The sequence below is a fragment of the Rhizobium sp. 21-4511-3d genome (genome assembly GCF_053522545.1).
The window spans coordinates 942,047-965,450 of the sequence record NZ_JBNWCF010000001.1; the positions used below are offsets into that span (position 1 = coordinate 942,047).

29 protein-coding genes and 1 tRNA gene are annotated in these 23,404 nt (G+C 60.4%); 14 read left to right on the forward strand and 16 right to left on the reverse strand.

Going from position 1 to position 23,404, the window contains the following annotated elements; genetic code table 11:
• Positions 1-56: 56 nt before the first annotated feature.
• Complete coding sequence (locus tag ACQZ5H_RS05135; RefSeq protein WP_449096914.1) at positions 57-785, reverse strand: CatB-related O-acetyltransferase; 729 nt, start codon at positions 783-785, stop codon at positions 57-59.
• Between the two features lie 103 nt (positions 786-888).
• On the opposite strand from ACQZ5H_RS05135, the gene ACQZ5H_RS05140 reads away from it, so the two are divergent.
• The 5 genes from ACQZ5H_RS05140 to ACQZ5H_RS05160 are packed head-to-tail and all read left to right on the forward strand — an operon-like array spanning position 889 to position 3,062.
• Complete coding sequence (locus tag ACQZ5H_RS05140; RefSeq protein WP_449096915.1) at positions 889-1,122, forward strand: DUF7940 domain-containing protein; 234 nt, start codon at positions 889-891, stop codon at positions 1,120-1,122.
• A complete protein-coding gene (locus tag ACQZ5H_RS05145; protein ID WP_449096916.1) occupies positions 1,109-1,699 on the forward strand; it encodes a lysozyme in 591 nt (196 codons plus the stop codon). The genes ACQZ5H_RS05140 and ACQZ5H_RS05145 overlap by 14 nt, the downstream gene beginning before the upstream one ends.
• Positions 1,699-2,094: a hypothetical protein gene (locus ACQZ5H_RS05150; RefSeq protein WP_449096917.1), complete on the forward strand. Its 396-nt coding sequence runs from the start codon at positions 1,699-1,701 to the stop codon at positions 2,092-2,094. Before ACQZ5H_RS05145 ends, ACQZ5H_RS05150 begins: the two co-directional genes overlap by 1 nt.
• Complete coding sequence (locus ACQZ5H_RS05155) at positions 2,076-2,384, forward strand: hypothetical protein (RefSeq protein ID WP_449096918.1); 309 nt, start codon at positions 2,076-2,078, stop codon at positions 2,382-2,384. Before ACQZ5H_RS05150 ends, ACQZ5H_RS05155 begins: the two co-directional genes overlap by 19 nt.
• A 48-nt stretch (positions 2,385-2,432) precedes the next feature.
• Entirely contained in the window at positions 2,433-3,062 is a 630-nt protein-coding gene (locus ACQZ5H_RS05160; protein WP_449096919.1) for a hypothetical protein, read from the forward strand.
• A gap of 617 nt (positions 3,063-3,679) precedes the next feature.
• On the opposite strand, the gene ACQZ5H_RS05165 is transcribed toward ACQZ5H_RS05160, so the two are convergent.
• From ACQZ5H_RS05165 to ACQZ5H_RS05180, 4 genes are all read right to left on the reverse strand, one after another.
• Positions 3,680-3,756, reverse strand: a tRNA-Thr gene (locus ACQZ5H_RS05165).
• Positions 3,757-3,887: 131 nt separating this feature from the next.
• A complete protein-coding gene (locus ACQZ5H_RS05170; RefSeq protein ID WP_130278406.1) occupies positions 3,888-4,217 on the reverse strand; it encodes a hypothetical protein in 330 nt (109 codons plus the stop codon).
• A gap of 44 nt (positions 4,218-4,261) precedes the next feature.
• Positions 4,262-4,882, reverse strand: a complete 621-nt coding sequence (locus ACQZ5H_RS05175) for a Pr6Pr family membrane protein (protein WP_449096920.1) — start codon at positions 4,880-4,882, stop codon at positions 4,262-4,264.
• 9 nt (positions 4,883-4,891) lie between these two features.
• The gene (locus tag ACQZ5H_RS05180; protein WP_449096921.1) at positions 4,892-5,179 is read right to left on the reverse strand and encodes a hypothetical protein; all 288 of its coding nucleotides are present in this window, start codon (positions 5,177-5,179) and stop codon (positions 4,892-4,894) included.
• 312 nt (positions 5,180-5,491) lie between these two features.
• Between ACQZ5H_RS05180 and ACQZ5H_RS05185 the strand changes: the two genes are divergently transcribed.
• On the forward strand, positions 5,492-6,205 hold the full coding sequence (locus tag ACQZ5H_RS05185) for a hypothetical protein (RefSeq protein ID WP_449096922.1): 714 nt from the start codon (positions 5,492-5,494) through the stop codon (positions 6,203-6,205).
• Positions 6,206-6,274: 69 nt separating this feature from the next.
• On the opposite strand, the gene ACQZ5H_RS05190 is transcribed toward ACQZ5H_RS05185, so the two are convergent.
• From ACQZ5H_RS05190 to ACQZ5H_RS05205, 4 genes are all read right to left on the reverse strand, one after another.
• Positions 6,275-7,042: an amino acid ABC transporter ATP-binding protein gene (locus ACQZ5H_RS05190; protein WP_112711687.1), complete on the reverse strand. Its 768-nt coding sequence runs from the start codon at positions 7,040-7,042 to the stop codon at positions 6,275-6,277.
• A gap of 18 nt (positions 7,043-7,060) precedes the next feature.
• A complete protein-coding gene (locus ACQZ5H_RS05195; RefSeq protein WP_112711689.1) occupies positions 7,061-8,215 on the reverse strand; it encodes an amino acid ABC transporter permease in 1,155 nt (384 codons plus the stop codon).
• 1 nt (position 8,216) lies between these two features.
• Positions 8,217-9,419, reverse strand: coding sequence for an amino acid ABC transporter permease (locus ACQZ5H_RS05200; protein WP_449096923.1), 1,203 nt, complete (start codon positions 9,417-9,419; stop codon positions 8,217-8,219).
• Between the two features lie 94 nt (positions 9,420-9,513).
• Positions 9,514-10,539, reverse strand: coding sequence for an amino acid ABC transporter substrate-binding protein (locus tag ACQZ5H_RS05205; protein WP_112711693.1), 1,026 nt, complete (start codon positions 10,537-10,539; stop codon positions 9,514-9,516).
• A gap of 369 nt (positions 10,540-10,908) precedes the next feature.
• On the opposite strand from ACQZ5H_RS05205, the gene ACQZ5H_RS05210 reads away from it, so the two are divergent.
• Positions 10,909-12,099, forward strand: a complete 1,191-nt coding sequence (locus tag ACQZ5H_RS05210) for a cystathionine beta-lyase (protein WP_449096924.1) — start codon at positions 10,909-10,911, stop codon at positions 12,097-12,099.
• Here ACQZ5H_RS05210 and ACQZ5H_RS05215 read toward each other — a convergent pair whose 3' ends face one another.
• Positions 12,100-13,233, reverse strand: coding sequence for an FAD-dependent monooxygenase (locus tag ACQZ5H_RS05215; RefSeq protein ID WP_449096925.1), 1,134 nt, complete (start codon positions 13,231-13,233; stop codon positions 12,100-12,102).
• A gap of 26 nt (positions 13,234-13,259) precedes the next feature.
• A complete protein-coding gene (locus tag ACQZ5H_RS05220) occupies positions 13,260-13,505 on the reverse strand; it encodes a zinc-finger domain-containing protein (RefSeq protein WP_112711699.1) in 246 nt (81 codons plus the stop codon).
• Positions 13,506-13,663: 158 nt separating this feature from the next.
• Between ACQZ5H_RS05220 and ACQZ5H_RS05225 the strand changes: the two genes are divergently transcribed.
• The 7 genes from ACQZ5H_RS05225 (at position 13,664) to clpA (ending at position 20,060) form a co-directional block, all read left to right on the forward strand.
• Positions 13,664-14,443 (forward strand): alpha/beta fold hydrolase, encoded by a 780-nt coding sequence (locus ACQZ5H_RS05225; RefSeq protein WP_449096926.1) that lies wholly within the window; start codon positions 13,664-13,666, stop codon positions 14,441-14,443.
• A gap of 132 nt (positions 14,444-14,575) precedes the next feature.
• Positions 14,576-15,409 carry a serine O-acetyltransferase gene (gene cysE / locus ACQZ5H_RS05230; protein WP_112711703.1) on the forward strand — a complete coding sequence of 278 codons (834 nt, stop codon included), beginning with the start codon at positions 14,576-14,578 and terminating at the stop codon, positions 15,407-15,409.
• Between the two features lie 138 nt (positions 15,410-15,547).
• Positions 15,548-15,751, forward strand: a complete 204-nt coding sequence (locus ACQZ5H_RS05235; RefSeq protein WP_112388095.1) for a DUF3126 family protein — start codon at positions 15,548-15,550, stop codon at positions 15,749-15,751.
• A 148-nt stretch (positions 15,752-15,899) separates the two neighbouring features.
• Positions 15,900-16,343, forward strand: a complete 444-nt coding sequence (locus ACQZ5H_RS05240; protein ID WP_449097020.1) for a DUF3597 domain-containing protein — start codon at positions 15,900-15,902, stop codon at positions 16,341-16,343.
• Between the two features lie 229 nt (positions 16,344-16,572).
• Positions 16,573-16,944 carry a phasin family protein gene (locus ACQZ5H_RS05245; protein ID WP_449096927.1) on the forward strand — a complete coding sequence of 124 codons (372 nt, stop codon included), beginning with the start codon at positions 16,573-16,575 and terminating at the stop codon, positions 16,942-16,944.
• A gap of 259 nt (positions 16,945-17,203) precedes the next feature.
• A complete protein-coding gene (clpS, locus tag ACQZ5H_RS05250; protein ID WP_112388172.1) occupies positions 17,204-17,557 on the forward strand; it encodes an ATP-dependent Clp protease adapter ClpS in 354 nt (117 codons plus the stop codon).
• Positions 17,558-17,567: 10 nt separating this feature from the next.
• Positions 17,568-20,060 (forward strand): ATP-dependent Clp protease ATP-binding subunit ClpA, encoded by a 2,493-nt coding sequence (gene clpA / locus ACQZ5H_RS05255; RefSeq protein ID WP_112711709.1) that lies wholly within the window; start codon positions 17,568-17,570, stop codon positions 20,058-20,060.
• 72 nt (positions 20,061-20,132) lie between these two features.
• Here the strand turns inward: clpA and ACQZ5H_RS05260 are convergent, their stop codons facing one another.
• From ACQZ5H_RS05260 to ACQZ5H_RS05280, 5 genes are all read right to left on the reverse strand, one after another.
• Positions 20,133-20,423 (reverse strand): Dabb family protein, encoded by a 291-nt coding sequence (locus ACQZ5H_RS05260; protein WP_130278399.1) that lies wholly within the window; start codon positions 20,421-20,423, stop codon positions 20,133-20,135.
• A gap of 26 nt (positions 20,424-20,449) precedes the next feature.
• Complete coding sequence (locus ACQZ5H_RS05265; protein ID WP_112711713.1) at positions 20,450-20,878, reverse strand: HIT family protein; 429 nt, start codon at positions 20,876-20,878, stop codon at positions 20,450-20,452.
• A 51-nt stretch (positions 20,879-20,929) separates the two neighbouring features.
• Positions 20,930-22,120 carry a GNAT family N-acetyltransferase gene (locus tag ACQZ5H_RS05270; RefSeq protein ID WP_449096928.1) on the reverse strand — a complete coding sequence of 397 codons (1,191 nt, stop codon included), beginning with the start codon at positions 22,118-22,120 and terminating at the stop codon, positions 20,930-20,932.
• Between the two features lie 78 nt (positions 22,121-22,198).
• Complete coding sequence (locus ACQZ5H_RS05275) at positions 22,199-22,918, reverse strand: glycerophosphodiester phosphodiesterase (protein WP_449096929.1); 720 nt, start codon at positions 22,916-22,918, stop codon at positions 22,199-22,201.
• Position 22,919: 1 nt separating this feature from the next.
• Positions 22,920-23,387, reverse strand: coding sequence for a RidA family protein (locus tag ACQZ5H_RS05280; protein WP_112711719.1), 468 nt, complete (start codon positions 23,385-23,387; stop codon positions 22,920-22,922).
• Positions 23,388-23,404: the final 17 nt, after the last annotated feature.

Sequence of the window (23,404 nt, forward strand, 5' to 3'; positions counted from 1 at the left end):
CCGCCCGATGAGGCCCACCCTTGGCGGACGAAACGGTATCTGGCGTCTTCGAGACTCTATCGCTTGACGCCAGTTGCACGCAAGAGGCGAGAAACTAAGTTATCGCGATCCTGCTGCTGTGCAGGGGTGATTCTGCCTTGGGCGTAGAGCATATCGATGGTCTTTCCAACGTCATTCAACGGGAGATTCAAGATTGTGCCCATATCTCTATCCCACCACCTTAGGCGCAGGAGGTCGGCTATGACGCCGGGTTCAAACCTATAGCGGATCAACTTCGCGGGGTTTCCCGCTACGATCGCGTACGGCGGCACGTCCTTGGTTACCACGGCGCCAGCACCGATAACCGCCCCGTCACCTATCGTGACACCCTTTAAAACCAGACTCGATGCCCCGAACCACACGTCATTGCCGATAACGATCTTGTTTGATCGTTTCCTGCCTTTTGGCCTCGTGTTTGGGACAACATTTGCTCCTTGAGCAACAGGATCGTCAGGAAACCACTTTTTCGAAATCCGAAAGAAGCTCGTAGAAACGTAGTGTATTGGGTGCTCCACTCCGCCAATCTGGCAGTTGCGGGCGAAGGTGACGAACTTGCCGATGGTCACGCCATCGAAAATGCAAGTATTGCCGTTAATGAAGCAATATTTACCAATGCTCTCGGCCATAACAATACAACCTGGAGCGACGTGGATAGGGTGTTCGATGATAGTCGTCGGCGGGATGTTCACAGATTTGGGAATTGTGGATGTCGAGCTATCGCTGACTTTTGGGGCGGCGTCGTCCATTCATTTAATCCCTAGAAGCCCGTAGCTTCTTGCTTTCTAGGCCCAAGCCGGTCGCATCGCAATAGAGAGCACTAACCACACCCCCAAACAACGGAGAAATCCAATGTTCATCCCCGACTGGCGCCGGGTGTTTTTGCGCGCGTGGAGTGTCCGGCTGATGCTTATTGCAGGCCTGCTCTCTGGCTTGGAAGTCGCCCTGCCGCTGATGGACGGGTACGTCGATATTCCGCCGCGGCTCTTCGCCGTCCTCTCGGGCCTGACGGTTGCTGCAGCCTTCATTGCCCGGTTCGTCGCCCAGTCATCTCTCTCGAAAGGTCAAAGCAATGCCGATGAATAAAATCGTCGCGACGAAGCGTGGCAAGGCTGCAATCGCCGGGGCGATGCTGGCCGCCACCCTGATCGGCGGCGCGCTTTTCTCTGAGGATGGCACGCCTCCCGCAGTCATTCTCGCGACCGACAGCCTCATCAAGCCATGGGAAGGCCTCGTCCTGAAGGCGCACTGGGACCCGTTCGCCAAGATCTACGATATCTGCTACGGCGAGACACAGATCAACGGCAAGCCCGTCACCGCCGCTATGAGCTTCACCAAGGAAGAGTGCGAAGCCATTCTCGAGAAACGCGTCTATGCTGACTATTACCTGCCGCTGACGAGGCGCATCAAGGGCTTCAAGTCCTTCCCGGTTTCGGTGCAGGCGTCACAGGTATCCGGCGCCTATAACTTCGGCGTCAACGGCATGGTCAACTCAACCGCGGCGCGGCTTGCCGTTCAAGGCCGGTACAAGGAAGCGTGCGAAGCTCAGACGGCATGGAACAGGGCAGGCGGCCTGGTTGTCGGTGGTCTCGTCAAGCGCCGGGAAATGGGTGACGCCCAGCGCATAGGCGAGGCTGAAATCTGCGTCTCGGGGCTGAAGTGATGTTCGGCAACCTCTCGGACGTCATCAAGATCCCGGCCGCCATCATCATCGGCATGATCCTGGCGACTGTGGTCATGTTCTTCACCTACGAGGGCCTGCGTCTGCCGCTGTTCGGCCAGGTCATCAACGGCCGAGTTCAGAGCGAAGTAGCCGCCGCGACGAAAGACATGGTCGCCAGCTTTCGCCTGACTGCCGCGCTGGCGCAGCTCGACAAGGAGCGCAAGGATCGCGAGACAGCGGACCAACTCCGAGCCGATGCCGACAAGCGAGCGCTGGCAGCCGCAACGGCTCGCGATAAAGCAAAGGCTGACCTCGAAGCCCGCATCAAGGCGGACACGAGCCCTGACGGCGCGGTGTGGACTGAGGAGGACATCCAATGGCAGTCAAGACACTGATCCTCATTCCCATCGTCCTGCTGCTCGCCAGCGCCAAGGGGTGCCAGACGCTCGACGCTCAGCTCAACGAGGCTGCCGTCACCACCGGCCAGACGCAGGCACACTTCGATTTCCCCGATCTGCCGGACGCCTGCACGGCGAAGGTCGAGCGGGTAATCCCGAAGGTCGGCGAGAAGGTGCGCTGGACGCAGAGCCGGTGGGAGATCACCGCCGACAATCGAGACCAGCTCGCGGCCGACTGCGATGCCTGGGGCAAGCAGGCAAAGCAGAAATATGCGGGAAACCGCTAAGCATCGAATGCATTTGAAAGGCAGGGCAGCGGGTAGATGGCGGATGATATGAACAACAACGGTGACGCAAATCGGCATTACCAGGATGCGATGACTGCCCAGCTCGGCGAGCGGGTAACCAATCTCGGCCGCCGGCAGTCCGATCTGGAATCGGAGATGCGGTCTGGCTTCAAGCAGATGGAATCGGCTGTCGCATCTCTTTCCAGCGAGATGCGAACTTCTGTAGCCGCCCTCGCCACGAACATAGCCGAGCGGAATAAGCCCCAGTGGCAAGCCATTGCCGTCGCCCTGTCGTTCTGCACCATCGTTGGCGGTCTGGTCTATTGGCCGATCCGAGACGCCACGAGCGACCTGAAGTCCTCGATCGCGATCATCGCGGACAAGATGGTTACGCAGGACGAGCTCGTCTGGCGCACGCAGCGGAGCGCTGAAGACCGCGCCCGCACCGAAGCGAGCGTCAAGGACTTAAGAGACGCCCAGGTCCCGCGGGCCGAACTGGATCGGGTATTCGCGGCCTACGACCAGCGCTTCGCCGATCAGCAGCGGCAGATCAACGAGAGCAAGGAAGCCTCTGGCAGCGTCTATGGCGCCCGCGATGTCATCATGGATTTGAAGACGAACCAGCAACGACTCGAGCGCGAGTTGTCGGACATGAAGAGCAGGGCAGGCGGGTCATAAGGGTTGCCGGAATATCGGTGCAGTGGTCGGTCAGTCAATCGCTCGGACGTTCGATGCCATTCAGCTCAAGCTGCCGGTGGTACCATTCCTCAACCGCCCGCATAGCCTCCCGGCCTTCCCCGACATATGCGCTATGGGGCAGTAGCCTCTTCGGTGCTCGGCGAATCGTTCCCCCAGTCCAAAGCCACTGGTCTTTCATCGGCCCGTTGGTCTGCCGCTGTATCCTCCCGATACACACCTCTCCGTCATACCCTGACCAGTCGTTATCGGTGGGTATGTCTCTCTCGTCGAGCTTCGTCCGGCGCCAGTGGTAGAGGGGTTGGTAGGGCATGAGAATAGCTTAGCAGGTGAGGGGGCGGGCTAAAATTCCACAATGGAATCAATTGCACCAAATTTCCCCACACCAGCCAATAGTTTTATTGTTTTCGCTTGGAAATTTCCGTTTTATCGCGGTTCTGCAGGGGTCGCCATTTGATTTCAGGTGCCACTCCAGGCCCCATACAGCGCTTCAAACATATCAGTTCTTCGCAAAGCCAGTGCCTAGCCAGTCTGTAGCTATGAGACCAGGGTAGCAGAGCTGGCAGCTCGCCAGTCGTTGATAGCATCTTGCGGAAGAATGGTGCCCCTGCCGAGGAGTTGAACCTGGATCGGCTGCTGACAACGCAGCTGCTCTGGCGGTTGAGCTACAAGGGGCGTGAGGCATTCGATAGACCCGGCCGGGCGGGCGGGCAATGCGTTCTTTTCATCAGGGTTAGCGGGTAAGCTTAACGGGCTGCCGCGCATGAAGGAGAAAGGCCCGGCGCGAACACCGGGCCTTCGGTCAGATTACTGCTGCGTGGCGCCACCACCCGGTGCCGGCGGGGTTGCCGGGGCAGGGGCGGCATTGTTGTCGGCCGGGGCCATCGGCGTTACCGGTGCGGGAGCCGGAGCTGCCGGTTCGCTCTTGGTCGAAGCCGTCGTCTGCGGGTCTGTATCGGGCGTGCCGTTCCATTCCATATAGGCGAAGGCGGCAACGGCGATCACCGCGATGGCTGCGACCCAGCCGACCCAGGAGCTGGATTTGCGGGCGCCGACGGGCGTGGTGCGGAAGTCCGGACCATTCGTCGGGTTGAGCGGGCGATTCGGATCATTCAGGTTGTTCGGATCGTATGTCATTGTCTCTACTCCTCTTCTCGTGGAAAGGAGAATGGCTTTCACGCTTATTTGTTCCAGCAGGGGATCTTGAGCGCGCGGTGCGCCTGCCGGTTGACCGCCAACATGGCGTAGCCGAGCAGCAGCAGGCCGGCACCCATCGCCAGCGCGTGGAGGAGCACGCCGCCCCAGCCGATGCTGTGGATATCGAGGAAGGGGTAGGCATAGATCCCCTCGATCCGCCCGCGGATCATCGCATAGGGAAAATAGACGAGCGGCGGCAGTGTCCAAAGCAGCGGGGCGGCGGAGGGCAGGGCGCGCTTGCGCACCGCAATCAGCCAATAGACGGTCATCAGCAGCGGCGTGACGCGGTGATTGAGGGCATCGGCCACGGCCGCCCCGCCGCTGAGCTCCACCATGCCGCGCAGCAGCAGCGCAAACACCACGCCGACAAGGATGATGCTCGTCGTGACACCGCCGAGAGCGAGCGGCGTGGCGATCCGTTTGAGATCGAAGGCTGCGGCCGTCATGACAAGCGCGACGGCGAGATTGGTGAGGATCGTGAAGTAACGCACCATCACCCATATGGCTTCAGTTGCCGAACCGGACACCGCGATACTGGCATCGAGCTGGATGGCAAGGCCAGTCCAGGCGGTCAGAGCAATGATGGCAGCTGCAAGCCGCTCCATGTGGGCGGATCAATCGTTCCAGCGGAAGATCGGCCGGTAGACGCGGTTGGCGATCATTAGGCTGCGATCCGGGCGGATGATATAGGTTTCCTCGACCTCGCGGCCGCGGGCATCAACGAATGTATGCGGGAAGTAGGAGCCGATCGGCGACTTCGTCAGCTTCGTGCGCGGCTGGCCGTTGTAGGTGATGCTTCCCGGGATCGGCGCCAGGCCGGGGCCGGAGATATCGCCGCCCGCGGTATTGCATCCGGAGAGCAGCGCTGCAGCGATCAGAACTGAGGCAAGGGCAAGTTTCATCGGAGTGCTCCATCAACGGCAAGGCTGCATCTTAGAACTAGGATTTCGCAGTCTTTTTTCTATGGCCCGGAAGCGCGCCGATTCGCAAACAGGCCGCTGATGACGAGAAAGTGTCCCGTTTCGGAGCGGCCGGCTTCGATCTTTTCTTCGCGCTAACCTAGAGGTTTGGTTGCGTGAAACAATTCTAATATTCTTACGTTCGCTGTCCATGGGCTTGGCTGCAATGGCCGGGTCCACTCGATCGATGGTTCGCGCGTTCCCTCGATTTTCGGCTGCCGGTCAAATCCGGCATTTGGAAAACGGAGGAGTACAATGACTTACGCTTATTCCAGGACCCGGCTTGCCGTTCTCGCAACCGCCTGCTCGATTTTTGTCATGCCGCTCGGCGCTGCTCACGCGCTTGATATCTCGATCGGCGGCAGCAATGGTGTGAATGCCAGCGTCGGCGTGTCGTCAGGCAGCTCCGGCGGCCTCGGCGCCAATGTCGGAGCATCCGTCGGCGGTTCGAAGGGCATCAACGCCAATACGAATGCCACGGTCGGCGGCTCGAAAGGCCTCGTCGATGCCGATGTCGACGCAACGGTCGGCGGCAGCGACGGCGTCAAGGCCAAGGTCGGCGCCAATGCGCTGAGCAGCAGCAAGCTCGCCGACATCAATGCAGATGTCTCTGCCGGCGGCAGCAACGGCGTCAATGCCAAGGTGGGTGCAACGGCAGGCGGCAGCCAGCTGCTCGATGCCGATGTCACTGCTTCCGTCGGTGGCCGCAGCGGCATCAACGCCAATGTCGGTGCAGACGTCGGCAACAGCGTCGGCGCCACCCTCGGTCTCGGGATCGGCAGCAGCGCGACCGGCAGCAACGGCAATGGTGCCAATATCACGCCCGGTGCCGTGGCCCGCGAGTTCAGCAGGATGGATCCGAGCGACCAGAAGAAGATGCTGGTGCGCTGCCGCGACGTGGCAGCGGGCGGCTATGACTCGGGTCTCGCCGGTCTCTGCAAGATGCTGCGCACGCTGGCATCCCGCTGACGGATATCCCGCTCAAACAAAAAAAGCCGCCGGATCGATCCGGCGGCTTTTCCTGGAATTGGCTGAGCCTCAGTGCAGGATCTGGCTGAGGAAGAGCTTGGTGCGCTCGTGCTGGGGATTGTCGAAGAATTCGGCGGGCGAATTCTGTTCGACGATCTGGCCCTGGTCCATGAAGATGACGCGGTTGGCGACCTGGCGGGCGAAGCCCATTTCGTGGGTGACGCAGAGCATGGTCATGCCTTCTTCGGCGAGACCGACCATGGTGTCGAGCACTTCCTTGATCATTTCAGGGTCGAGAGCCGAGGTCGGCTCATCGAACAGCATGATCTTGGGGTTCATGCACAGCGAGCGGGCAATTGCCACGCGCTGCTGCTGACCGCCGGAGAGCTGGCCCGGATACTTGTTGGCCTGTTCCGGGATCTTGACGCGCTTGAGGAAGTGCATGGCGACTTCCTCGGCCTGCTTCTTCGGCATCTTGCGCACCCAGATCGGTGCCAGCGTGCAGTTTTCCAGGATCGTCAAATGCGGGAAGAGGTTGAAGTGCTGGAACACCATGCCGACTTCGCGGCGCACTTCGTCGATCTTCTTCAGGTCGTTGGTCAGCTCGGTGCCATCGACGACGATCTGGCCCTTCTGGTGCTCTTCCAGACGGTTGATGCAGCGGATCATCGTCGACTTGCCGGAGCCCGACGGGCCGGCGATGACGATGCGCTCGCCCTTCATGACCTTCAGGTTGATGTCGCGCAGAACGTGGAAGTCGCCATACCACTTGTTCATGTTGGTGATTTCGACGGCGACCTCGGTCGCGGAGACGGTGAGCTTTTTAGCTTCAGCCATAGTTGTTACCCTCAATTCTTATCGTTTGTGGCCGGTGTCGAGATGGCGTTCCATGAACACCGAATAGCGCGACATGCCGAAGCAGAAAATCCAGAAGACGAAGCCAGCAAAGATCAATCCTGTCAATGGTGTGACTGCAGAGGCCCAGTTGCCGTCCGAGAAGTTCAGGCGAACGATGCCGAGCAGGTCGAACATGCTGATGATCGACACCAGCGACGTATCCTTGAACATACCAATGAACGTGTTGACGATGCCAGGGATGACGAGCTTGATCGCCTGCGGCAAAATGATCAGCCGCATCTTCTGCCAATAGCCGAGGCCGAGCGAAGCGGCGCCCTCATATTGACCCTTCGGAATGGCCTGCAGGCCGCCGCGGATGACTTCGGCCATATAGGCGGACGCGAAGATCGATACGCCGATGACGGCGCGGATCAGCTTGTCGACATTCCAGCCCTGCGGCAGGAACAGCGGTAGCATGACGCTCGCCATGAACAGGACGGTGATCAGCGGAATGCCACGGATGACCTCGATGAAGATGACGCAGACCATCTTGACGACCGGCATCTGCGAGCGACGTCCGAGCGCCAGGATGATGCCGAAGGGCAGCGACACGGCGATACCGACGAAGGAGACCACGAGTGTCACCAGCAGGCCACCCCAGAGCGGCGTCTCGACGATCTCGAGACCGAAGCCGCCGTAAAGCAGCCAGATCGACACGAGCGGCAAGGCAACGAACAGCAGCAGCGCGTTCAGACCTTTGCGCGGCATCGACGGGATCAGCATCGGCGTCAGCAGCGCTGCGAACATGATGAACACCAGCGTCGGGCGCCAGCGTTCGTCGAGCGTATAGCGGCCATAGACGAACTGATCGAGCTTGGCGTTGACGAAGGCCCAGCAGGCGCCGCTCCATCCATCAGGCTGCGTGCCGCCCTGGACGGTCGTGGCGCAGAAGGTGCGGTCGGTGCCGGTCCAGACGGCCTGGATGAACAGCCAGTTGATCATGTGTGGCAGCACCCAGGCGAGTGCTGCGATCGCAATCACCGTCAGCACGATGTCCTTCGGTGTCGCGAGCAGGTTGCGCCTGATCCAGGCGATTGCGCCGCGCTGGCTTGCGGGAGCCGGTTCTGGCTCCAGCATGGCATTGCGGACGAAAGAAATGTTCGAGCCGGACATCTTATCTCTCCACCAGTGCCATCTTGGCGTTGAACCAGTTCATGAACAGCGAGGTGAGCACGCTGAGCCCGAGATAGACGACGATCCAGACGACGACGACCTCGATCGACTGGCCGGTCTGGTTGAGCGTCGTCCCTCCGACGGCAACGAGATCCGAGAAGCCGACGGCGATTGCCAGCGACGAATTCTTGGTCAGGTTCAGATACTGGCTGGTGAGCGGCGGAATGATGATGCGGAAGGCCTGCGGCACGACGACGAGGCGGGTGACCGAGGACGGATGCAGGCCGAGTGCACCGGCTGCCTCCGACTGGCCCTTCGGCACACCGCGGATACCGGCACGCACGATCTCGGCGATGAAGGCTGCGGTGTAGAAGGACAATGCCAAAAACAGCGACATGAATTCCGGGCCGACGACGGAACCGCCGGTCAGGTTGAACTTGCCGGCCACCGGCACGTCGAAGGAGATCGGCAGGCCGGTCACCAGAAAGGCGAGGATCGGCAGGCCGGCGATCAGCGCGATTGATACCCAGATCGTGTGAAACTGCTTGCCGGTCGCGGCCTGACGCTTGTGCGCCCAGCGCGCCGTGATCACGGTCGCGATGATGCCGATGACGAGGGCGGCCAGCACCACCCACATGCCCGCCTCGAACATCGGCTTCGGGAAGGCGAGGCCGCGGTTGTTCAGGAACATGCTGAAGGGCAGGTGCAGGGATTCGCGCGGCTGCGGCAGCACGGCGAGAACGCCGGAGTACCAGAAGAAGATGACGAGCAGCGGCGGGATGTTGCGGAACACCTCGACATAGACGGTGCAAAGCTTGGCGATCAGCCAGTTATGCGACAGGCGTCCAATGCCGACGATGAAGCCGATGATCGTCGCGGTGATGATGCCGGTGATGGCAACGAGAATGGTGTTCAGGATGCCGACGACGAGCGCCCGGCCGTAGGTCGAATCGCTCGAATAGGAGATCAGCGACTGGCCGATTTCGAAGCCTGCTCGCCCATTGAGAAATGCGAAGCCAGATGCCGTGTTGCTGCGTTGCAGGTTGATCGCCGTATTGTGAGCGACCCACGCTATGAAACCAACGAGCAGAACTACGGTCAGAACCTGGAAAAAGATGCCCCTTAACCTGGGGTCGTAAAGTGCCGACTGGAGCGTCCAGCGGCTCTCCGGCAAAGGTGTCGTGTGCACAGCCTCTTGCGTCATGCCGAGCCTAATCCCCTATGTGCCCGTTTTTGGGCTTTTTTTCTTGTAAGATGGAAAGGCGGTTTCCCGCCTTTCCGGCATTCATGTCAAAAGCTTAGCGAACCGGCGGTGCGTACTGGATGCCGCCCTTGTTCCAGAGAGCGTTGAGGCCGCGTGCGATCTTCAGCGGGCTGCCCTGACCGACGTTGCGCTCGAAGACTTCGCTGTAATTGCCGACGCCCTTGATGACGTTATAGGCCCACTCGTTGGTCAGGCCGAGGTCGGTACCGATCTTGGTATCGGCTTCGGTGCCGAGGAAGCGCTTGATATCCGGGTTCGGCGAGTTCTTCATCTCGTCGACGTTGGCCTGGGTGATGCCGAACTCTTCAGCATTCACGAGCGCGTAAGCCGTCCAGGACACGATGTCGAACCACTGGTCGTCACCCTGGCGAACGGCCGGGCCGAGCGGCTCCTTGGAGATGATCTCCGGAAGGATCATGTGCTCGTCGGGATTCTTCAGCGTCAGACGCAGCGAGTAGAGGCCGGACTGGTCGGTCGTGTAGACGTCGCAACGGCCGGAGTCGTAAGCAGCGTTGACTTCTTCGAGCTTTTCGAAAACGACCGGGTTGTACTGAAGGTTGTTGGCCTTGAAGTAGTCGGCGAGGTTCAGCTCGGTGGTGGTGCCGGACTGTACGCAGACAGCAGCGCCGGAGAGTTCGAGAGCCGACTTCACGTTCAGGCTCTTGCGAACCATGAAGCCCTGACCGTCGTAGTAGGTGACCGGACGGAAGTTGAAGCCGAGAGCGGTGTCGCGGTTGATCGTCCAGGTGGTGTTACGCGAGAGAACGTCGACTTCGCCCGACTGCAGGGCCGGGAAGCGGTCCTTTGCAGAGAGGGGCGTGTACTTGACCTTGGTCGGGTCGCCGAAGACGGCGGAAGCGACGGCCTTGCAGAAATCAACGTCGAAGCCGGCCCAGTTGCCGGAAGCGTCAGGCTGCGCGAAGCCGAGCAGGCCCGAGTTGACGCCGCACTGAACGAAACCCTTTGCCTTTACGTCTTCAAGAGTGGTTGCCGAGGCCGCATGGGCGCCAAGAGCGAAAACTGCTGCGCCGACGGCGGCGGACAGGAGCTTAATCTTCATTTTTCCCAACCTTTTATCTGTTGTCTTATGTTCTTTGTGGAGGAGACGGCCGAAGAAAACCTTCCCCCCAATTCTCGACACCCTCCCGGCGCGAGTGGTTCTATCACAGTCGCAAATGCCAAGACGGTCAAGTGTCGCAGACAATAAATGCGGCAAAATTCGGCATTTTGGCAAAATGCGCCGTTCTCATAGGCAGTTGGATAGTATTTGGGCAGTGTTTTGCGGAAAAATACCGCGCAATTCACTGATATATCTGCGAAAGTAACGATGCGGGTAATTTTCGGGCAGTTCCGGCTACGGGGTTGACCCGCCTTTTCCCGAGGTCCAAAACTCGCCCATTGCATCCCTCGCCAAAGGCTATTTCAGACTATGAAAGACAAAGACGGTCTCCTGCAAAATGCAGGCATCAACACCCGCCTCTCGCATCTCGGCAACGATCCCTCGGAATATCACGGCTTCGTCAATCCGCCCGTCGTGCATGCATCGACCGTGCTGTTCCCGAATGCCAAGGCGATGGAAACGCGGGCGCAGAAATACACCTATGGTACCCGCGGCACGCCGACGACGGATGCGCTTTGCGAGGCGATCGACGCACTGGAGGGGTCTGCTGGAACGATCCTGGTGCCGTCGGGCCTTGCCGCCGTCACTGTGCCTTTCCTGGCCTTTCTGTCTTCCGGCGATCATGCGCTGATCGTCGATTCCGTCTACACGCCGACCCGCCATTTCTGCGATACGATGCTGACGCGCCTCGGCGTTGAGGTGGAGTACTACGACCCGGCGATCGGCGCAGGAATCGAGCAGCTGTTCAAGCCGAATACCAAGCTGGTGCACACCGAGGCCCCGGGCTCGAATACCTTCGAAATGCAGGACATCCCGGCCATCGCCGCAATTGCCCACAAGCACGGCGCCGTCGTTGCCATGGACAACACCTGGGCGACCCCGGTCTATTTCCGCCCGCTCGATTTCGGCGTCGATATCTCGATCCACGCCGCGACCAAGTATCCGGCCGGCCATTCCGATATCCTGATGGGCACCGTTTCGGCAAATGCCAAGCACTGGGAGCAGCTGAAGGAAGCCAACATCACGCTCGGTATCTGCGGCGCGCCCGACGACGCTTACCAGGTGCTGCGCGGGTTGCGCACCATGGGCATCCGCCTGGAGCGCCACAACGAAAGCGCGCTGGCCGTTGCAAAATGGCTTGAGGGCCGAGAGGAAGTGGCCAAGGTGCTGCATCCGGCCCTGCCGAGCTTCAAGGGGCACGACATCTGGAAGCGTGACTTCAAGGGCGCCAGCGGCATTTTCTCCTTCGTGCTCAAGGCCGATTCCGCCGAGCAGTACAAGGCAAAGGCGCATGCCTTCCTCGATGCGCTCAGCATCTTCGGCCTCGGCTGGTCCTGGGGTGGTTTCGAGTGCCTCGCGGTTCACGTCAACCTGAACGACCGCCGTATCGCCAAGGCGCCGGAAGGCGGCCCGCTGATCCGCCTGCAGATCGGTCTCGAAGATGTTGCCGACATCAAGGCCGACATCGAGCGCGGCTTTGCCGCATCGAACGCTGTCTGATCAGACCTGCGGCCGGTAGCCGTAGATCCAGTCGAGATCCGCCGCGAGGCTTTGCGGCGGCTTCAGCGACAAGACGATATCACGCCCGATCCTGATGGGACCGCGGGCGTGATAGGCAAAGCGGTTGAACGCACCGCGCTTGCGTATCCTGGCGATCCGCGCCGTCCTCAGCGCTTCGAAGCGGGGCAGGGCCTGTTCGGCACCTTCCCGAGACAACATCTCACCAAGCTCGAAAGCATCCTCGATCGCCATCGCCGCGCCCTGTGCGGCAAAGGGCATCATCGCATGTGCGGCATCGCCGATCAGCACGCGGTCACGCCCGTTCTGCCAGCGCCCCTCGGTCGCCTCGTAGAGCGGCCAGAAGGTGGGCGCGATGTCTCCGAAGAGTGACGTGATGCCCGGGTGCCAGCCCTTGAAGCGCGATCGCAATATCTGCAGCTGGTGACGTTCCGCTCCGCCGTCCCATAGATGCCGGTCATCCGTGCCACCGGTGATCGCCACCAGATTGAAGCTCGCGGTTTCCTTCAGCGGATAGCAGACGAGATGTGCGGAAGGACCGAGATAGGCCGCGACATTGTCGCGATCGAGGAAATCAGGCGCCGACGCCTGAGAAATCGTGAAGCGATAGGCGATATTGCCAGAAAAGCGCGGCGAGGGCGCGCCGGGAATGTGCTGGCGCATCTTCGACCAGACGCCATCGGCGCCGATCACCAACCCGGCAGGCAGGCTGGCGGATTCGAACGGTATTCCAAGATGCAGGCGGCAGAGCGGATTGCTGCGCACGGCTTCGAGTAGAACCCGTTGCAAGGTGGCGCGATGCAGCACGCCATAGGGCGCGTCCCACCGGTCGCGCGCAAAACGTCCGGCCGGAACGGCGGCGAGAGGCCGCAGCGTATCGCCGGCGACGAGCCGGATCATCTCGGGCTCAAGCCAGTGCTTTTCGATCTCGGAGAGAACGCCGAGTTGACGCAGGATTCGCGATGCATTGGGAGAGAGCTGCAGTCCGGCGCCGACTTCGGCAAGCTCGCTTGCCTGCTCGAATATGTCGGAGCCGATACCGTGCCTGGCAAGCGCCAGCGCGGCCGTCAGCCCCGCAATTCCAGCGCCCGCAATGGCGGCATGTTCGACCGGCATCTGTTATCCGATCCCGGAAGAAATGATCAGGCGGCCTTGACGTGGAAAACGCAGCCGGCCGGGTTCGTCTGGTTGGACTTCAGCGCGCCGTTGAAGCGGTAGAGCGTCGAGCAGTAGGAGCAGACCTTTTCGTTGTCGTCGCCCATGTCGATGAAGATATGCGGATGGTCGAACGGCACGGATGCGCCGGTGCACATGAATTCCTTCACGCCGACTTCGATCACGCGGTGTCCGCCGTCGTTCTGGAAGTGGGGAATGCTGTGGCCGGCCATGTCTGTCTCCGAATGCTTTGAAATTTGGCCGGACATTATCTTTCTTCGCCGCAAATGTGTAGAGCCAAAGCGCCGCAAGCGGCATGGTTTTTTGCCCGCCGGGGTTCACCTCGCGGCAGCGATAAAATATGGTCCGCCGCAAACAGGAACCAGCCTTTATGAACTTGAATACGCCAGCATTCTCCAGCTTCACGCATGATGGCCTCAACCTCGCCTATTTCGATGAAGGCGATCCGAATGGTGCGCCGGTCCTGCTGATCCACGGATTTGCCTCGACCGCCAATGTGAACTGGGTGCATCCGGGCTGGCTGAAAACGCTGGGCGATGCCGGCTACCGCGTCATCGCCATGGACAACCGCGGCCATGGCGCAAGCGACAAGCCGCATGATGCCGAGGCCTACCGCCCCTGGGTCATGGCGGCTGACTCGATGGCCCTTCTCGACCATCTCGGCATTCCGGAAGCCAATGTCATGGGCTATTCGATGGGTGCCCGCATCTCCGTTTTCGCCGCACTTGCCAATCCGCACCGCGTCCGCTCGCTGGTGCTCGGTGGTCTCGGCATCGGCATGACCGATGGCGTCGGCGACTGGGACCCGATCGCCGATGCACTGCTGGCGCCCTCGGTCGATACCGTCACGCATGATCGCGGCCGAATGTTCCGCATGTTTGCCGAGCAGACCAGGAGCGACCGCCAGGCGCTTGCCATGTGCATCCGCGGATCGCGCGATCTCGTCGCACGGGCCGACATGGGCAAGATCGAGGCGCCGACGCTGATCGGCGTCGGAACAAAGGACGACATCGCGGGTTCGCCCCAGAAGCTTGCCGCCCTGATGCCGAATGCCGAAGCGTTGGATATCCCGGGCCGCGACCACATGCTGGCGGTCGGCGACAGGGTGTTCAAGAAGGCCGTTCTGGAGTTTTACGAGAAGGTCGCCTGACGGTGACATGCCGCTTTTGAGCGGATATTCACGGAAAAATCATCCTAAAAAGGTCTGGCGGCTGCACCCATTTATGTTACAGCCGTTTTGCTTTATACAATGACCTTCCCAAGGGAAATGAGGAGACCGGTAATGGTCGCGAAGACAGACATTCGTCCTCTTGAAGCTGCAAGCTCGCTCAAGGTGATGGATCCGATCTGGGACAGCCTGCGCGAAGAAGCGCGCGTTGCTGCCGAGAAGGATCCGGTCCTGGCGGCTTTCCTTTATTCGACGGTGATCAATCACCGCTCGCTGGAAGAATGCGTCATCCACCGTATCTGCGAACGCCTCGACCATCCCGATATGCAGGCGACGCTGCTGCGTCAGGCTTTTGACGAGATGCTGTCCGACTGGCCGGAATGGAGCGACATCCTGCGTGTCGACATCCAGGCGATCTACGACCGCGATCCCGCATGCCTGCGCTTCATGGAAGCCGTGCTCTATTTCAAGGGTTTTCACGCGCTGCAGACCCATCGCCTGGCTCATTGGCTGCTCAACCGTGGACGCCGCGATCTGGCGCTCTATCTGCAGAGCCGTTCGTCCAGTGTATTTCAGACGGATATCAATCCGGCGGCGCGGATCGGGAAGGGCATCTTCCTCGATCACGCAACCGGTCTGGTCGTCGGCGAAACGGCTGTGATCGGTGACAACGTCTCGATCCTGCATGGCGTGACGCTCGGCGGTACCGGCAAGGAAGGCGCAGACCGCCATCCGAAGATCGGTAGCGGCGTGCTGATCGGTGCGGGGGCCAAGATCCTCGGCAATATCGAGATCGGCTATTGCTCGCGCGTCGCCGCAGGCTCGGTGGTGCTGAAGGCCGTTCCCCCGAAGACGACCGTTGCCGGCGTGCCGGCGAAGGTGGTCGGAGAAGCCGGGTGTTCGGAGCCGTCGCGGATAATGGACCAGGTGATCGGCGCCGATATCTGAGCCGCTCATATCAGAAACGGCTGAAAAAGCGGGCCGCAAACGCAAGGGGAAAGCCGGTGCACTTGCGTGCCGGCAGCCTTTACAGCGCCGCTTTTCCTGTGCAAGAAGCGGCCAACTGAGACCGCTAGGAGATCAAGTGTGAAGCCTGAAGAACTCAAGAAGCTCGACGCCTATTTCAAGAAAACGCTCAATCCGGAAATCGTCGTGAAGGCGCGTCCGCGCAAGAACGACTCGGCTGAAGTTTACCTCGGCGAGGAGTTCCTGGGTGTCGTCTATATCGATGACGAAGACGGCGACCGCTCCTATAACTTCTCGATGGCGATCCTCGACGTCGATCTCTGATCAGCGCCGCCATTCGCTGAATATCACGGGCCGCTCTGCGGCCCGTTTGTTTTTGCCGAAACAATCCGGGCGGAATCGCTGGATGAACCCGCCCTCTGCTCCATTTTAGGGATTGCGAATGCGATCAACCAAAATGGAGGCTGAGGACATGGGTATTTTCGACAAGATCAAGCATGCGATCTTCGGTGAGGCCAAGGCGGCACCGGTAACGGCCGCTGCGCCGCCGAAGGCCGAGCCCGCTGCGGCGGCTCCCGCTTCGCCGTCGGCCGCCCCTGCGGCTGCAGCGCCCGCAGCATCTCCGGCGCCTTCCGCACCCGCGCCGAGCACCGCAGCTCCCGTCGATATCGTACCCATCCTCGATGCTGCCGTGAAGAAGAGCGGCCAGAAGCTCGACTGGCGCCGCTCGATCGTCGATTTGATGAAGGCGGTCGGCATGGACGCCAGCCTTGCCGAGCGCAAGGAGCTGGCAGCCGAGCTTGGTTATTCCGGTGATACCGGCGACTCCGCCAAGATGAACATGTTCCTCCACAAGGCGCTGATGAAGCGGCTGTCGGAGAATGGCGGCAAGGTGCCGGCCGATCTGCTCGACTAGGAGGCAAACGCAAATGTGTTTCGAGGCTTCGCTGGCTAATGGCGAAGCCTCAGGTTGCGACTTGCTGATATATGTCTGCAAAATCAACGATGGATGTACGTCCTTCTTTTTTGCTTGAGAATTCGCGGTTGCAAATGCACGCATGAGTCGTTTTGCATCGCACAAAACCGCTTGACTCCTGAAGCTTTGCAGCTACCTTTTTGCTGCAGAGCCGAAGAGGAGGTTGTGCATGTTCAACTTTGACGAGACGAACCGCAAGGGCAAGGAAGCCATGGACACGATGCTCAAAAGCTATTCGGATAGCGCCAAGGGCTTCCAGGCGATCGCCACCGAAGCGGTGGAATATTCCAAGAAATCCTTTGAAGACGCAGTCAAGCATTTCGAGGCGCTGACGGGCGTTCGCAGCATCGAAGCTGCTTTCGACCTTCAGAGCAGCTATGTGAAATCGTCCTACGAAGGCTTCGTCGCCGAAGCCAGCAAGATGGGCGAAATGTATTCCGACCTCGCCAAGGGCGCTTACAAGCCCTACGAAGCGCAGGTTCCAGCACCGATCGTGAAAGCCGCGAAGGCCGCAGCGCAGGCGACGCCCGCCGCGGCCTGATTTCATGCGCCTGATGGGCGCACCCCTTGAAAAACGAAGACCGGCTACGCACTTGCGGCCGGTCTTTTTTGTTTTCTGCCGCGTTCAAGAAATAGTCCGGGACTTTTTTCGCGTTTGCGTCAAGTCCTGCGGAATTGTGATTGCAGTCGGGAACAAGGGGCTTAAAATCGCAGCATTATGAACTAAGTTAGTGTTTCAGATATTCGGTGGGTAAAGCATCCTCCCATGCACCATCGGACTGATCGAGGAATGAATGAAAATGATCGCAAAGCCGATCCGGATGCAAAACGATGGCGAAAGGAACGGGGACAACGGAAATCGCGGAACCTCGGTCATTACACGTACCAAGCCGAAGACCAAGAAGCCTAATCTCTACCGCGTGCTCATCCTGAATGACGACTACACTCCCATGGAATTCGTCATCCACATCCTGGAGCGGTTTTTCCAGAAAGATCGCGAAAGTGCCACCCGCATCATGCTGCATGTCCATAACCACGGCGTCGGTGAATGCGGGATATTCACATACGAGGTAGCGGAGACCAAGGTGAGCCAGGTGATGGACTTTGCCCGGCAGCATCAGCATCCGCTGCAATGCGTCATGGAAAAGAAGTGAGGATCACAACGTGCCAACATTTTCGCCTAGCTTAGAAAAGGCGCTCCATCAGGCACTGACCTTTGCCAACGAGCGGCATCACGAATATGCGACGCTCGAGCATCTGCTGCTCGCCCTTGTAGACGACTCCGATGCGGCCGCGGTCATGGGTGCCTGCAACGTCGATCTCGACGCGCTCCGCAAGACACTGATCGAATACATCGACAACGAACTCTCCAACCTAGTCACCGGATATGACGAGGACTCCAAGCCGACCTCCGGCTTCCAGCGCGTCATCCAGCGTGCCGTCATCCATGTCCAGTCTTCCGGCCGCGAAGAAGTGACCGGCGCCAACGTGCTCGTCGCCATCTTCGCCGAGCGCGAAAGCCATGCCGCATACTTCCTGCAGGAACAGGAAATGACCCGCTACGACGCGGTCAACTACATCTCGCACGGGATCGGCAAGCGGCCGGGCTCGTCGGAAAGCCGCACCCCGCGTGGTGCCGAGGACGAATCCGAAAGCAAGCCGAGCGCATCGCGCGGCGGCGAGGACGATGCAGCCGGCAAGAAGCAGCAGGATGCGCTGAAGGCTTACTGCGTCAATCTCAACGAAAAGGCCAAGACCGGCAAGATCGACCCGCTGATCGGCCGCCACGCCGAAGTCAGCCGCACGATCCAGGTCCTGTGCCGCCGCTCGAAGAACAATCCGCTCTATGTCGGTGATCCCGGCGTCGGCAAGACGGCGATCGCCGAAGGCCTCGCCAAGCGCATCGTCGAAGGCAAGGTTCCGGAAGCGCTCGCTGACGCCACCATCTTCTCGCTCGACATGGGCACGCTGCTCGCCGGCACCCGTTACCGCGGTGACTTCGAAGAGCGCCTGAAGCAGGTCGTCAAGGAGCTCGAAGAGTATCCGGGCGCCGTTCTGTTCATCGACGAAATCCATACGGTGATCGGCGCCGGCGCCACCTCGGGCGGCGCGATGGATGCATCGAACCTCCTGAAGCCTGCTTTGTCTTCGGGTGCGATCCGCTGCATCGGTTCGACCACCTACAAGGAATACCGCCAGTTCTTCGAAAAGGACCGGGCTCTGGTTCGCCGCTTCCAGAAGATCGACGTCAACGAGCCGTCGATCGACGATGCGATCGAAATCATGAAGGGCCTGAAGCCTTATTTCGAAGAGTACCACCACCTGCGTTATTCGAATGACGCCATCAAGTCGGCTGTCGAGCTGTCGGCCCGCTATATCTCGGACCGCAAGCTGCCGGACAAGGCGATCGATGTCATCGACGAAACCGGTGCAGCGCAGATGCTGCTGCCGCCGTCGCGCCGCCGCAAGCTGATCACCGAAAAGGAGATCGAGGCGACGATCGCGACCATGGCCCGCATTCCGCCGAAGACCGTGTCGAAGGATGACGAAGCCGTTCTTGCCAATCTCGAGCAGGAACTGCGCTCGGTGGTCTACGGCCAGGATACGGCGATCGAAGCCCTGTCGACGGCGATCAAGCTGGCCCGTGCCGGTCTGCGTGAACCGAACAAGCCGATCGGCTCCTACGTCTTTTCCGGCCCGACGGGCGTCGGCAAGACGGAAGTCGCCAAGCAGCTTGCTTCCTCGCTCGGCGTCGAGATGCTGCGCTTCGACATGTCTGAGTACATGGAGCGTCACACGGTTTCCCGTCTGCTCGGCGCACCTCCCGGCTATGTCGGCTTCGACCAGGGCGGTCTCCTGACCGATGGCGTCGATCAGCATCCGCATTGCGTCGTTCTTCTCGACGAAATCGAGAAGGCGCATCCTGATATCTACAACATCCTGTTGCAGGTGATGGACCACGGCACGCTGACCGACCATAACGGCAAGAAGATCGACTTCCGCAACGTCATCCTGATCATGACGACCAATGCGGGCGCGTCCGAAATGGCCAAGGCCGCCTTCGGCTTCGGTTCGTCGAAGCGCAGCGGCGAGGATGAAGAGGCGTTGAACCGCCTGTTCACGCCGGAGTTCCGCAACCGTCTCGATGCGATCATTCCGTTCGCCTCGCTGCCGACCGCCGTCATCCACAAGGTCGTCCAGAAGTTCATCATGCAGCTGGAAGCACAGCTTTCCGAACGCAACGTGACCTTCGACCTGCACGAGGATGCGATCGCCTGGCTGGCCGAAAAGGGTTACGACGAGAAGATGGGCGCCCGCCCGCTCGCTCGCGTCATCCAGGATGTCATCAAGAAGCCGCTGGCCAACGAAATCCTCTTCGGCAAGCTGAAGAAGGGTGGCGTCGTTACTGTCAGCGTCGGTCCGAAGGAAGACGGCAAACCCGGCATCGTGCTCAATTCCGTTTCGGAACTGGCGCCGATCAAGCCGAAGCCCGAAGCCGAGGCCATACATCCGGAAGCCGATCATGACGACGATGGCGAGCTGAAGACCAAGGCGAAGAAGGTCACGGCGAAGAAGGCCAAAGCCTCGGCCGAGCCCGAAGTCAAGTCCGCGCCCAAGAAGGGCAGCGCCGTACCGAAAGTGCCGCGCAAGAACTGAATGTCACCGGCAGGTGAATAACGAAAAGGCCGCAGCAATGCGGCCTTTTTTGCTTTCAAGTGGTCGCCGGCCTCAGAGAGGCTGGTAGTCGATTTCGAGGAAATCCTCGACCTCGGGCACCCACCGGTCCCGCACGAAGGCGACATGGGCGGGATGCACATTATAGGCGTCGTAGCCGGCCTGGTTTTCGAACTCCATGGAAAAGCCGAACGCGAAGGCGTTCTTCGGGCTGGTCTGACGGAGTTGCTCGAAGTTGCGTACGCTCGGAATCTGCGCCAGATCGAGTGCGGCGCTGAGAAACGCCTTCTCTTCAGGCGAACCGGCGGAATGCTTGAGGCGGAACGCCACGGTATGACGGATCATCGATAGTTCTCCCGACGATTGCTGGCTCAGCCGAGCTCGGCCTTGATCTTCTCGGCATTGGCGGCAAGCACGGCACCGTCCTCCATCTTGCCGGAATGCGGCTTCAGCGCCACGCCCTCGTGGCGCGGGATGACGTGGAAGTGCAGGTGGAACACCGTCTGGCCGGCCGCCGGTTCGTTGAACTGGCAGACGAAGACGCCGTCGGCGTCAAAGGCGTCCTGCACGGCATTGGCGATCTTCTGGACGACGGTGATCGAATGCGAAAGCGCTGCCGGATCGGCATCGAGGAGGTTACGCGAAGGCGCCTTGGGAACGACGAGCACATGGCCCGGCGCCTGCGGCATCACGTCCATGAAAGCAACGGTCTGCTCGTCTTCGTAGACGCGATGCGAGGGGATTTCGCCGCGCAGGATCTTGGCGAAGATGTTGTTGTCGTCATAGGCGGCGCTGGTCATCGAAAATCTCCTCATGTGTGCTGTTCGGGTAGCGCGGCGGAGCCGAGGGCGTCAATCCTCCTGCTGCCGTTCGCCTTTGCGGAAGGGGCTGTGGTCGGTGAGGATCTCGTTCATATGCTCGACATCCTCGCGCTCGCGCTCGAGATAATCCGAGATCGCACGGCGAAGCCCGGCATGAGCGACGTAATGCGCCGAATGCGTTGTCACCGGCAGATAACCTCTGGCGAGCTTGTGCTCTCCCTGCGCTCCCGCCTCGACCCGCTTCAAACCCTTGGCGAGCGCAAAATCGATCGCCTGGTGATAGCAGACCTCGAAATGCAGGTAGGGGTGATCCTCGATACAGCCCCAGTGGCGGCCGTAAAGCGTATCGCCGCCGATGAAATTGATGGCGCCCGCCACATAGCGCCCGTCGCGCTTGGCCATCACCAGCAGGATATCGTCGGGCATGCGTTGGCCGATCAGCGAATAGAAGTCTCGCGTGAGATAGGGCCGGCCCCATTTGCGGCTGCCGGTGTCCATGTAGAAAGAAAAGAACTGGTCCCATATCCGCTCGGTCAGATCGGCGCCGGTCAGCCAGTCGATGCTGATGCCGTTCTCAAGCGCCGCCCGCCGCTCCTTCTTCAACGCCTTGCGCTTGCGCGATGCCAGCGTCTCCAGGAAGGCGTCGTGATTGGCATAGCCATCATTGATGAAATGGAACTGCTGGTCGGTGCGATGCAGATAGCCGTCCGTCTCGAAGACCGAGATCTCGTCTTCAGGAACGAAGGTCACATGCGCCGAGGAGACGCCGAGGCGGCGCACCACTTCCTTGAGGCTTTCGGCAATCGCACTCTGGATCGGCCGCCGCTCGAAACCTTCGGCGACGAGCAGGCGCGGCCCCGTCGCTGGCGTAAAGGGGATCGAGCATTGCAGCTTCGGATAATAGCGTCCGCCGGCGCGCTCGAAGGCGTCGGCCCAGCCGTGATCGAAGACATATTCGCCCTGGCTGTGGTTCTTGAGATAGCCGGGCAGGGCGCCGATCAGCTCACCCTTGTCTGTCTCCAGCAGCAGGTGATGCCCGAGCCAGCCTGTATCGGCCGTCGCCGAGCCTGATTCTTCAAGCGAGGACAGGAAGGCATGGGAGAGGAATGGATTGTAGGGAACGGTGTCCGCCGCTTTCGAGGTGCCGGAGAGCCGTGACCAGCTCTCCGGGGAAATGGCGGTAAAAGACCGTTCGACGCGGATCGAGATTTCATCAGTCATGGAGCAAAAGACGAAGCCTTCGGGGGAGGAGTGTGGCTCCCTTTCAGTCTGCGCACGATCTTGTCCAAAAAGCGAGCATCAAACCGAAACGCGCGGATCAAATCCCTCGAAGGTCATCTGATCGGCGTTTTCGAAAGTATGCTTGCGGGCCTTCTCGTCGCGGACCGTCCAGGTGATCACCGGAATGCCCTTGGCGCGCTGGCCCGAGATGAACGGGTTCGGCAGGTCGGCGAAGAAATAGGAGATGAAGTCGAGGCCGAGCGCCATCGCCTTCTCATGCACCTCGAATTCCTCCGGCTTGTTGCCGCTTGCAGTCAGGCCGACCGGGTAGGGCGCGTTCAGCGCCTTCAGGTCGCGCAGCAGCCAATGGTCGAAGCTCATCAGCGCCACCTTGCCCTGGTATCCCTCGAGCACTTCGAGCACTGTTTCGGCAAAGCCTTCGTCATCGGCCTCGCGGCCCTTGAGTTCGAGCACCAGCGGCACCTTGCCCTGGACGAGATCGAGCAGCTGCTTCAGCGTCGGGATCTTGTCGGCAGTGCCGCCGACCGAGAGCAGGCCCAGTTCCTGCGAGGTCCGGGCGCGGATATCGCCCGGCATGTTGCAGAGGCGCTCGAGGTTCTCGTCGTGGAAGATGATCGGCACGCCATCGGAGGCGTAGTGCAGGTCGCATTCGATCGCAAAACCGGCTTCGACAGCGCGCGAAAACGCGCTCAGCGTGTTTTCCCACACGAGCTTGTTGGTGTCGTGATAGCCGCGATGGGCGACCGGAACTTCCTTGATCCAGGCTGCGGAGGTCATGTTATGCGATTTCCATGATGGCATCGATTTCGACGGCGGCGTTGAACGGCAGGGCTGCCATGCCGACGGCGGCGCGCGCATGCTTGCCGGCTTCGCCGAGAACGTTGGCGATCAGGTTGGACGCGCCGTTGATGACGAGGTGCTGCTCGACGAATTCAGGCGCGGAAGCGACGAAGCCGTTCAGCTTGATGACGCGCTTGATGCGGCCGAGATTGCCGCCGAGTGCGGCATTGGCCTGCGCCAGAATGTTGATGGCGCAGAGTTCGGCGGCGCGCTGGCCGGCGGCAACGTCGACATTCTTGCCGAGATGGCCGCTGACGGCGACCTTGCCGCCTTCGAGCGGCAGCTGGCCGGAGATGTAGAGAAGTCCGCCGCTGATCACATAGGGAACATAGTTCGCCGCAGGAGCAGCCGCTTCCGGCAGAGTTATCCCCATTTCCTTGAGTTTTGCGGCAATCTGGTCGGACATTTTCGCCTCCACTTTCA

Excerpts from the sequence above, each read along its gene's own strand:
- ACQZ5H_RS05160 (WP_449096919.1), top strand. The coding sequence starts at position 2,433 with ATGAACAACAACGGTGACGCAAATCGGCATTACCAGGATGCGATGACT.
- ACQZ5H_RS05270 (WP_449096928.1), bottom strand. The coding sequence starts at position 22,120 with ATGACTGATGAAATCTCGATCCGCGTCGAACGGTCTTTTACCGCCATT.
- ACQZ5H_RS05215 (WP_449096925.1), bottom strand. The coding sequence starts at position 13,233 with ATGCCGGTCGAACATGCCGCCATTGCGGGCGCTGGAATTGCGGGGCTG.
- ACQZ5H_RS05240 (WP_449097020.1), top strand. The coding sequence starts at position 15,900 with ATGGGTATTTTCGACAAGATCAAGCATGCGATCTTCGGTGAGGCCAAG.
- ACQZ5H_RS05205 (WP_112711693.1), bottom strand. The coding sequence starts at position 10,539 with ATGAAGATTAAGCTCCTGTCCGCCGCCGTCGGCGCAGCAGTTTTCGCT.
- ACQZ5H_RS05175 (WP_449096920.1), bottom strand. The coding sequence starts at position 4,882 with ATGGAGCGGCTTGCAGCTGCCATCATTGCTCTGACCGCCTGGACTGGC.
- ACQZ5H_RS05260 (WP_130278399.1), bottom strand. The coding sequence starts at position 20,423 with ATGATCCGTCATACCGTGGCGTTCCGCCTCAAGCATTCCGCCGGTTCG.
- ACQZ5H_RS05280 (WP_112711719.1), bottom strand. The coding sequence starts at position 23,387 with ATGTCCGACCAGATTGCCGCAAAACTCAAGGAAATGGGGATAACTCTG.
- ACQZ5H_RS05220 (WP_112711699.1), bottom strand. The coding sequence starts at position 13,505 with ATGGCCGGCCACAGCATTCCCCACTTCCAGAACGACGGCGGACACCGC.
- ACQZ5H_RS05225 (WP_449096926.1), top strand. The coding sequence starts at position 13,664 with ATGAACTTGAATACGCCAGCATTCTCCAGCTTCACGCATGATGGCCTC.
- ACQZ5H_RS05200 (WP_449096923.1), bottom strand. The coding sequence starts at position 9,419 with ATGACGCAAGAGGCTGTGCACACGACACCTTTGCCGGAGAGCCGCTGG.
- ACQZ5H_RS05180 (WP_449096921.1), bottom strand. The coding sequence starts at position 5,179 with ATGAAACTTGCCCTTGCCTCAGTTCTGATCGCTGCAGCGCTGCTCTCC.
- ACQZ5H_RS05185 (WP_449096922.1), top strand. The coding sequence starts at position 5,492 with ATGACTTACGCTTATTCCAGGACCCGGCTTGCCGTTCTCGCAACCGCC.
- ACQZ5H_RS05210 (WP_449096924.1), top strand. The coding sequence starts at position 10,909 with ATGAAAGACAAAGACGGTCTCCTGCAAAATGCAGGCATCAACACCCGC.
- ACQZ5H_RS05195 (WP_112711689.1), bottom strand. The coding sequence starts at position 8,215 with ATGTCCGGCTCGAACATTTCTTTCGTCCGCAATGCCATGCTGGAGCCA.
- ACQZ5H_RS05140 (WP_449096915.1), top strand. The coding sequence starts at position 889 with ATGTTCATCCCCGACTGGCGCCGGGTGTTTTTGCGCGCGTGGAGTGTC.
- ACQZ5H_RS05145 (WP_449096916.1), top strand. The coding sequence starts at position 1,109 with ATGCCGATGAATAAAATCGTCGCGACGAAGCGTGGCAAGGCTGCAATC.
- cysE (WP_112711703.1), top strand. The coding sequence starts at position 14,576 with ATGGTCGCGAAGACAGACATTCGTCCTCTTGAAGCTGCAAGCTCGCTC.
- clpS (WP_112388172.1), top strand. The coding sequence starts at position 17,204 with ATGATCGCAAAGCCGATCCGGATGCAAAACGATGGCGAAAGGAACGGG.
- ACQZ5H_RS05245 (WP_449096927.1), top strand. The coding sequence starts at position 16,573 with ATGTTCAACTTTGACGAGACGAACCGCAAGGGCAAGGAAGCCATGGAC.
- ACQZ5H_RS05170 (WP_130278406.1), bottom strand. The coding sequence starts at position 4,217 with ATGACATACGATCCGAACAACCTGAATGATCCGAATCGCCCGCTCAAC.
- ACQZ5H_RS05150 (WP_449096917.1), top strand. The coding sequence starts at position 1,699 with ATGTTCGGCAACCTCTCGGACGTCATCAAGATCCCGGCCGCCATCATC.
- ACQZ5H_RS05155 (WP_449096918.1), top strand. The coding sequence starts at position 2,076 with ATGGCAGTCAAGACACTGATCCTCATTCCCATCGTCCTGCTGCTCGCC.
- ACQZ5H_RS05135 (WP_449096914.1), bottom strand. The coding sequence starts at position 785 with ATGGACGACGCCGCCCCAAAAGTCAGCGATAGCTCGACATCCACAATT.
- ACQZ5H_RS05190 (WP_112711687.1), bottom strand. The coding sequence starts at position 7,042 with ATGGCTGAAGCTAAAAAGCTCACCGTCTCCGCGACCGAGGTCGCCGTC.
- ACQZ5H_RS05265 (WP_112711713.1), bottom strand. The coding sequence starts at position 20,878 with ATGACCAGCGCCGCCTATGACGACAACAACATCTTCGCCAAGATCCTG.
- ACQZ5H_RS05275 (WP_449096929.1), bottom strand. The coding sequence starts at position 22,918 with ATGACCTCCGCAGCCTGGATCAAGGAAGTTCCGGTCGCCCATCGCGGC.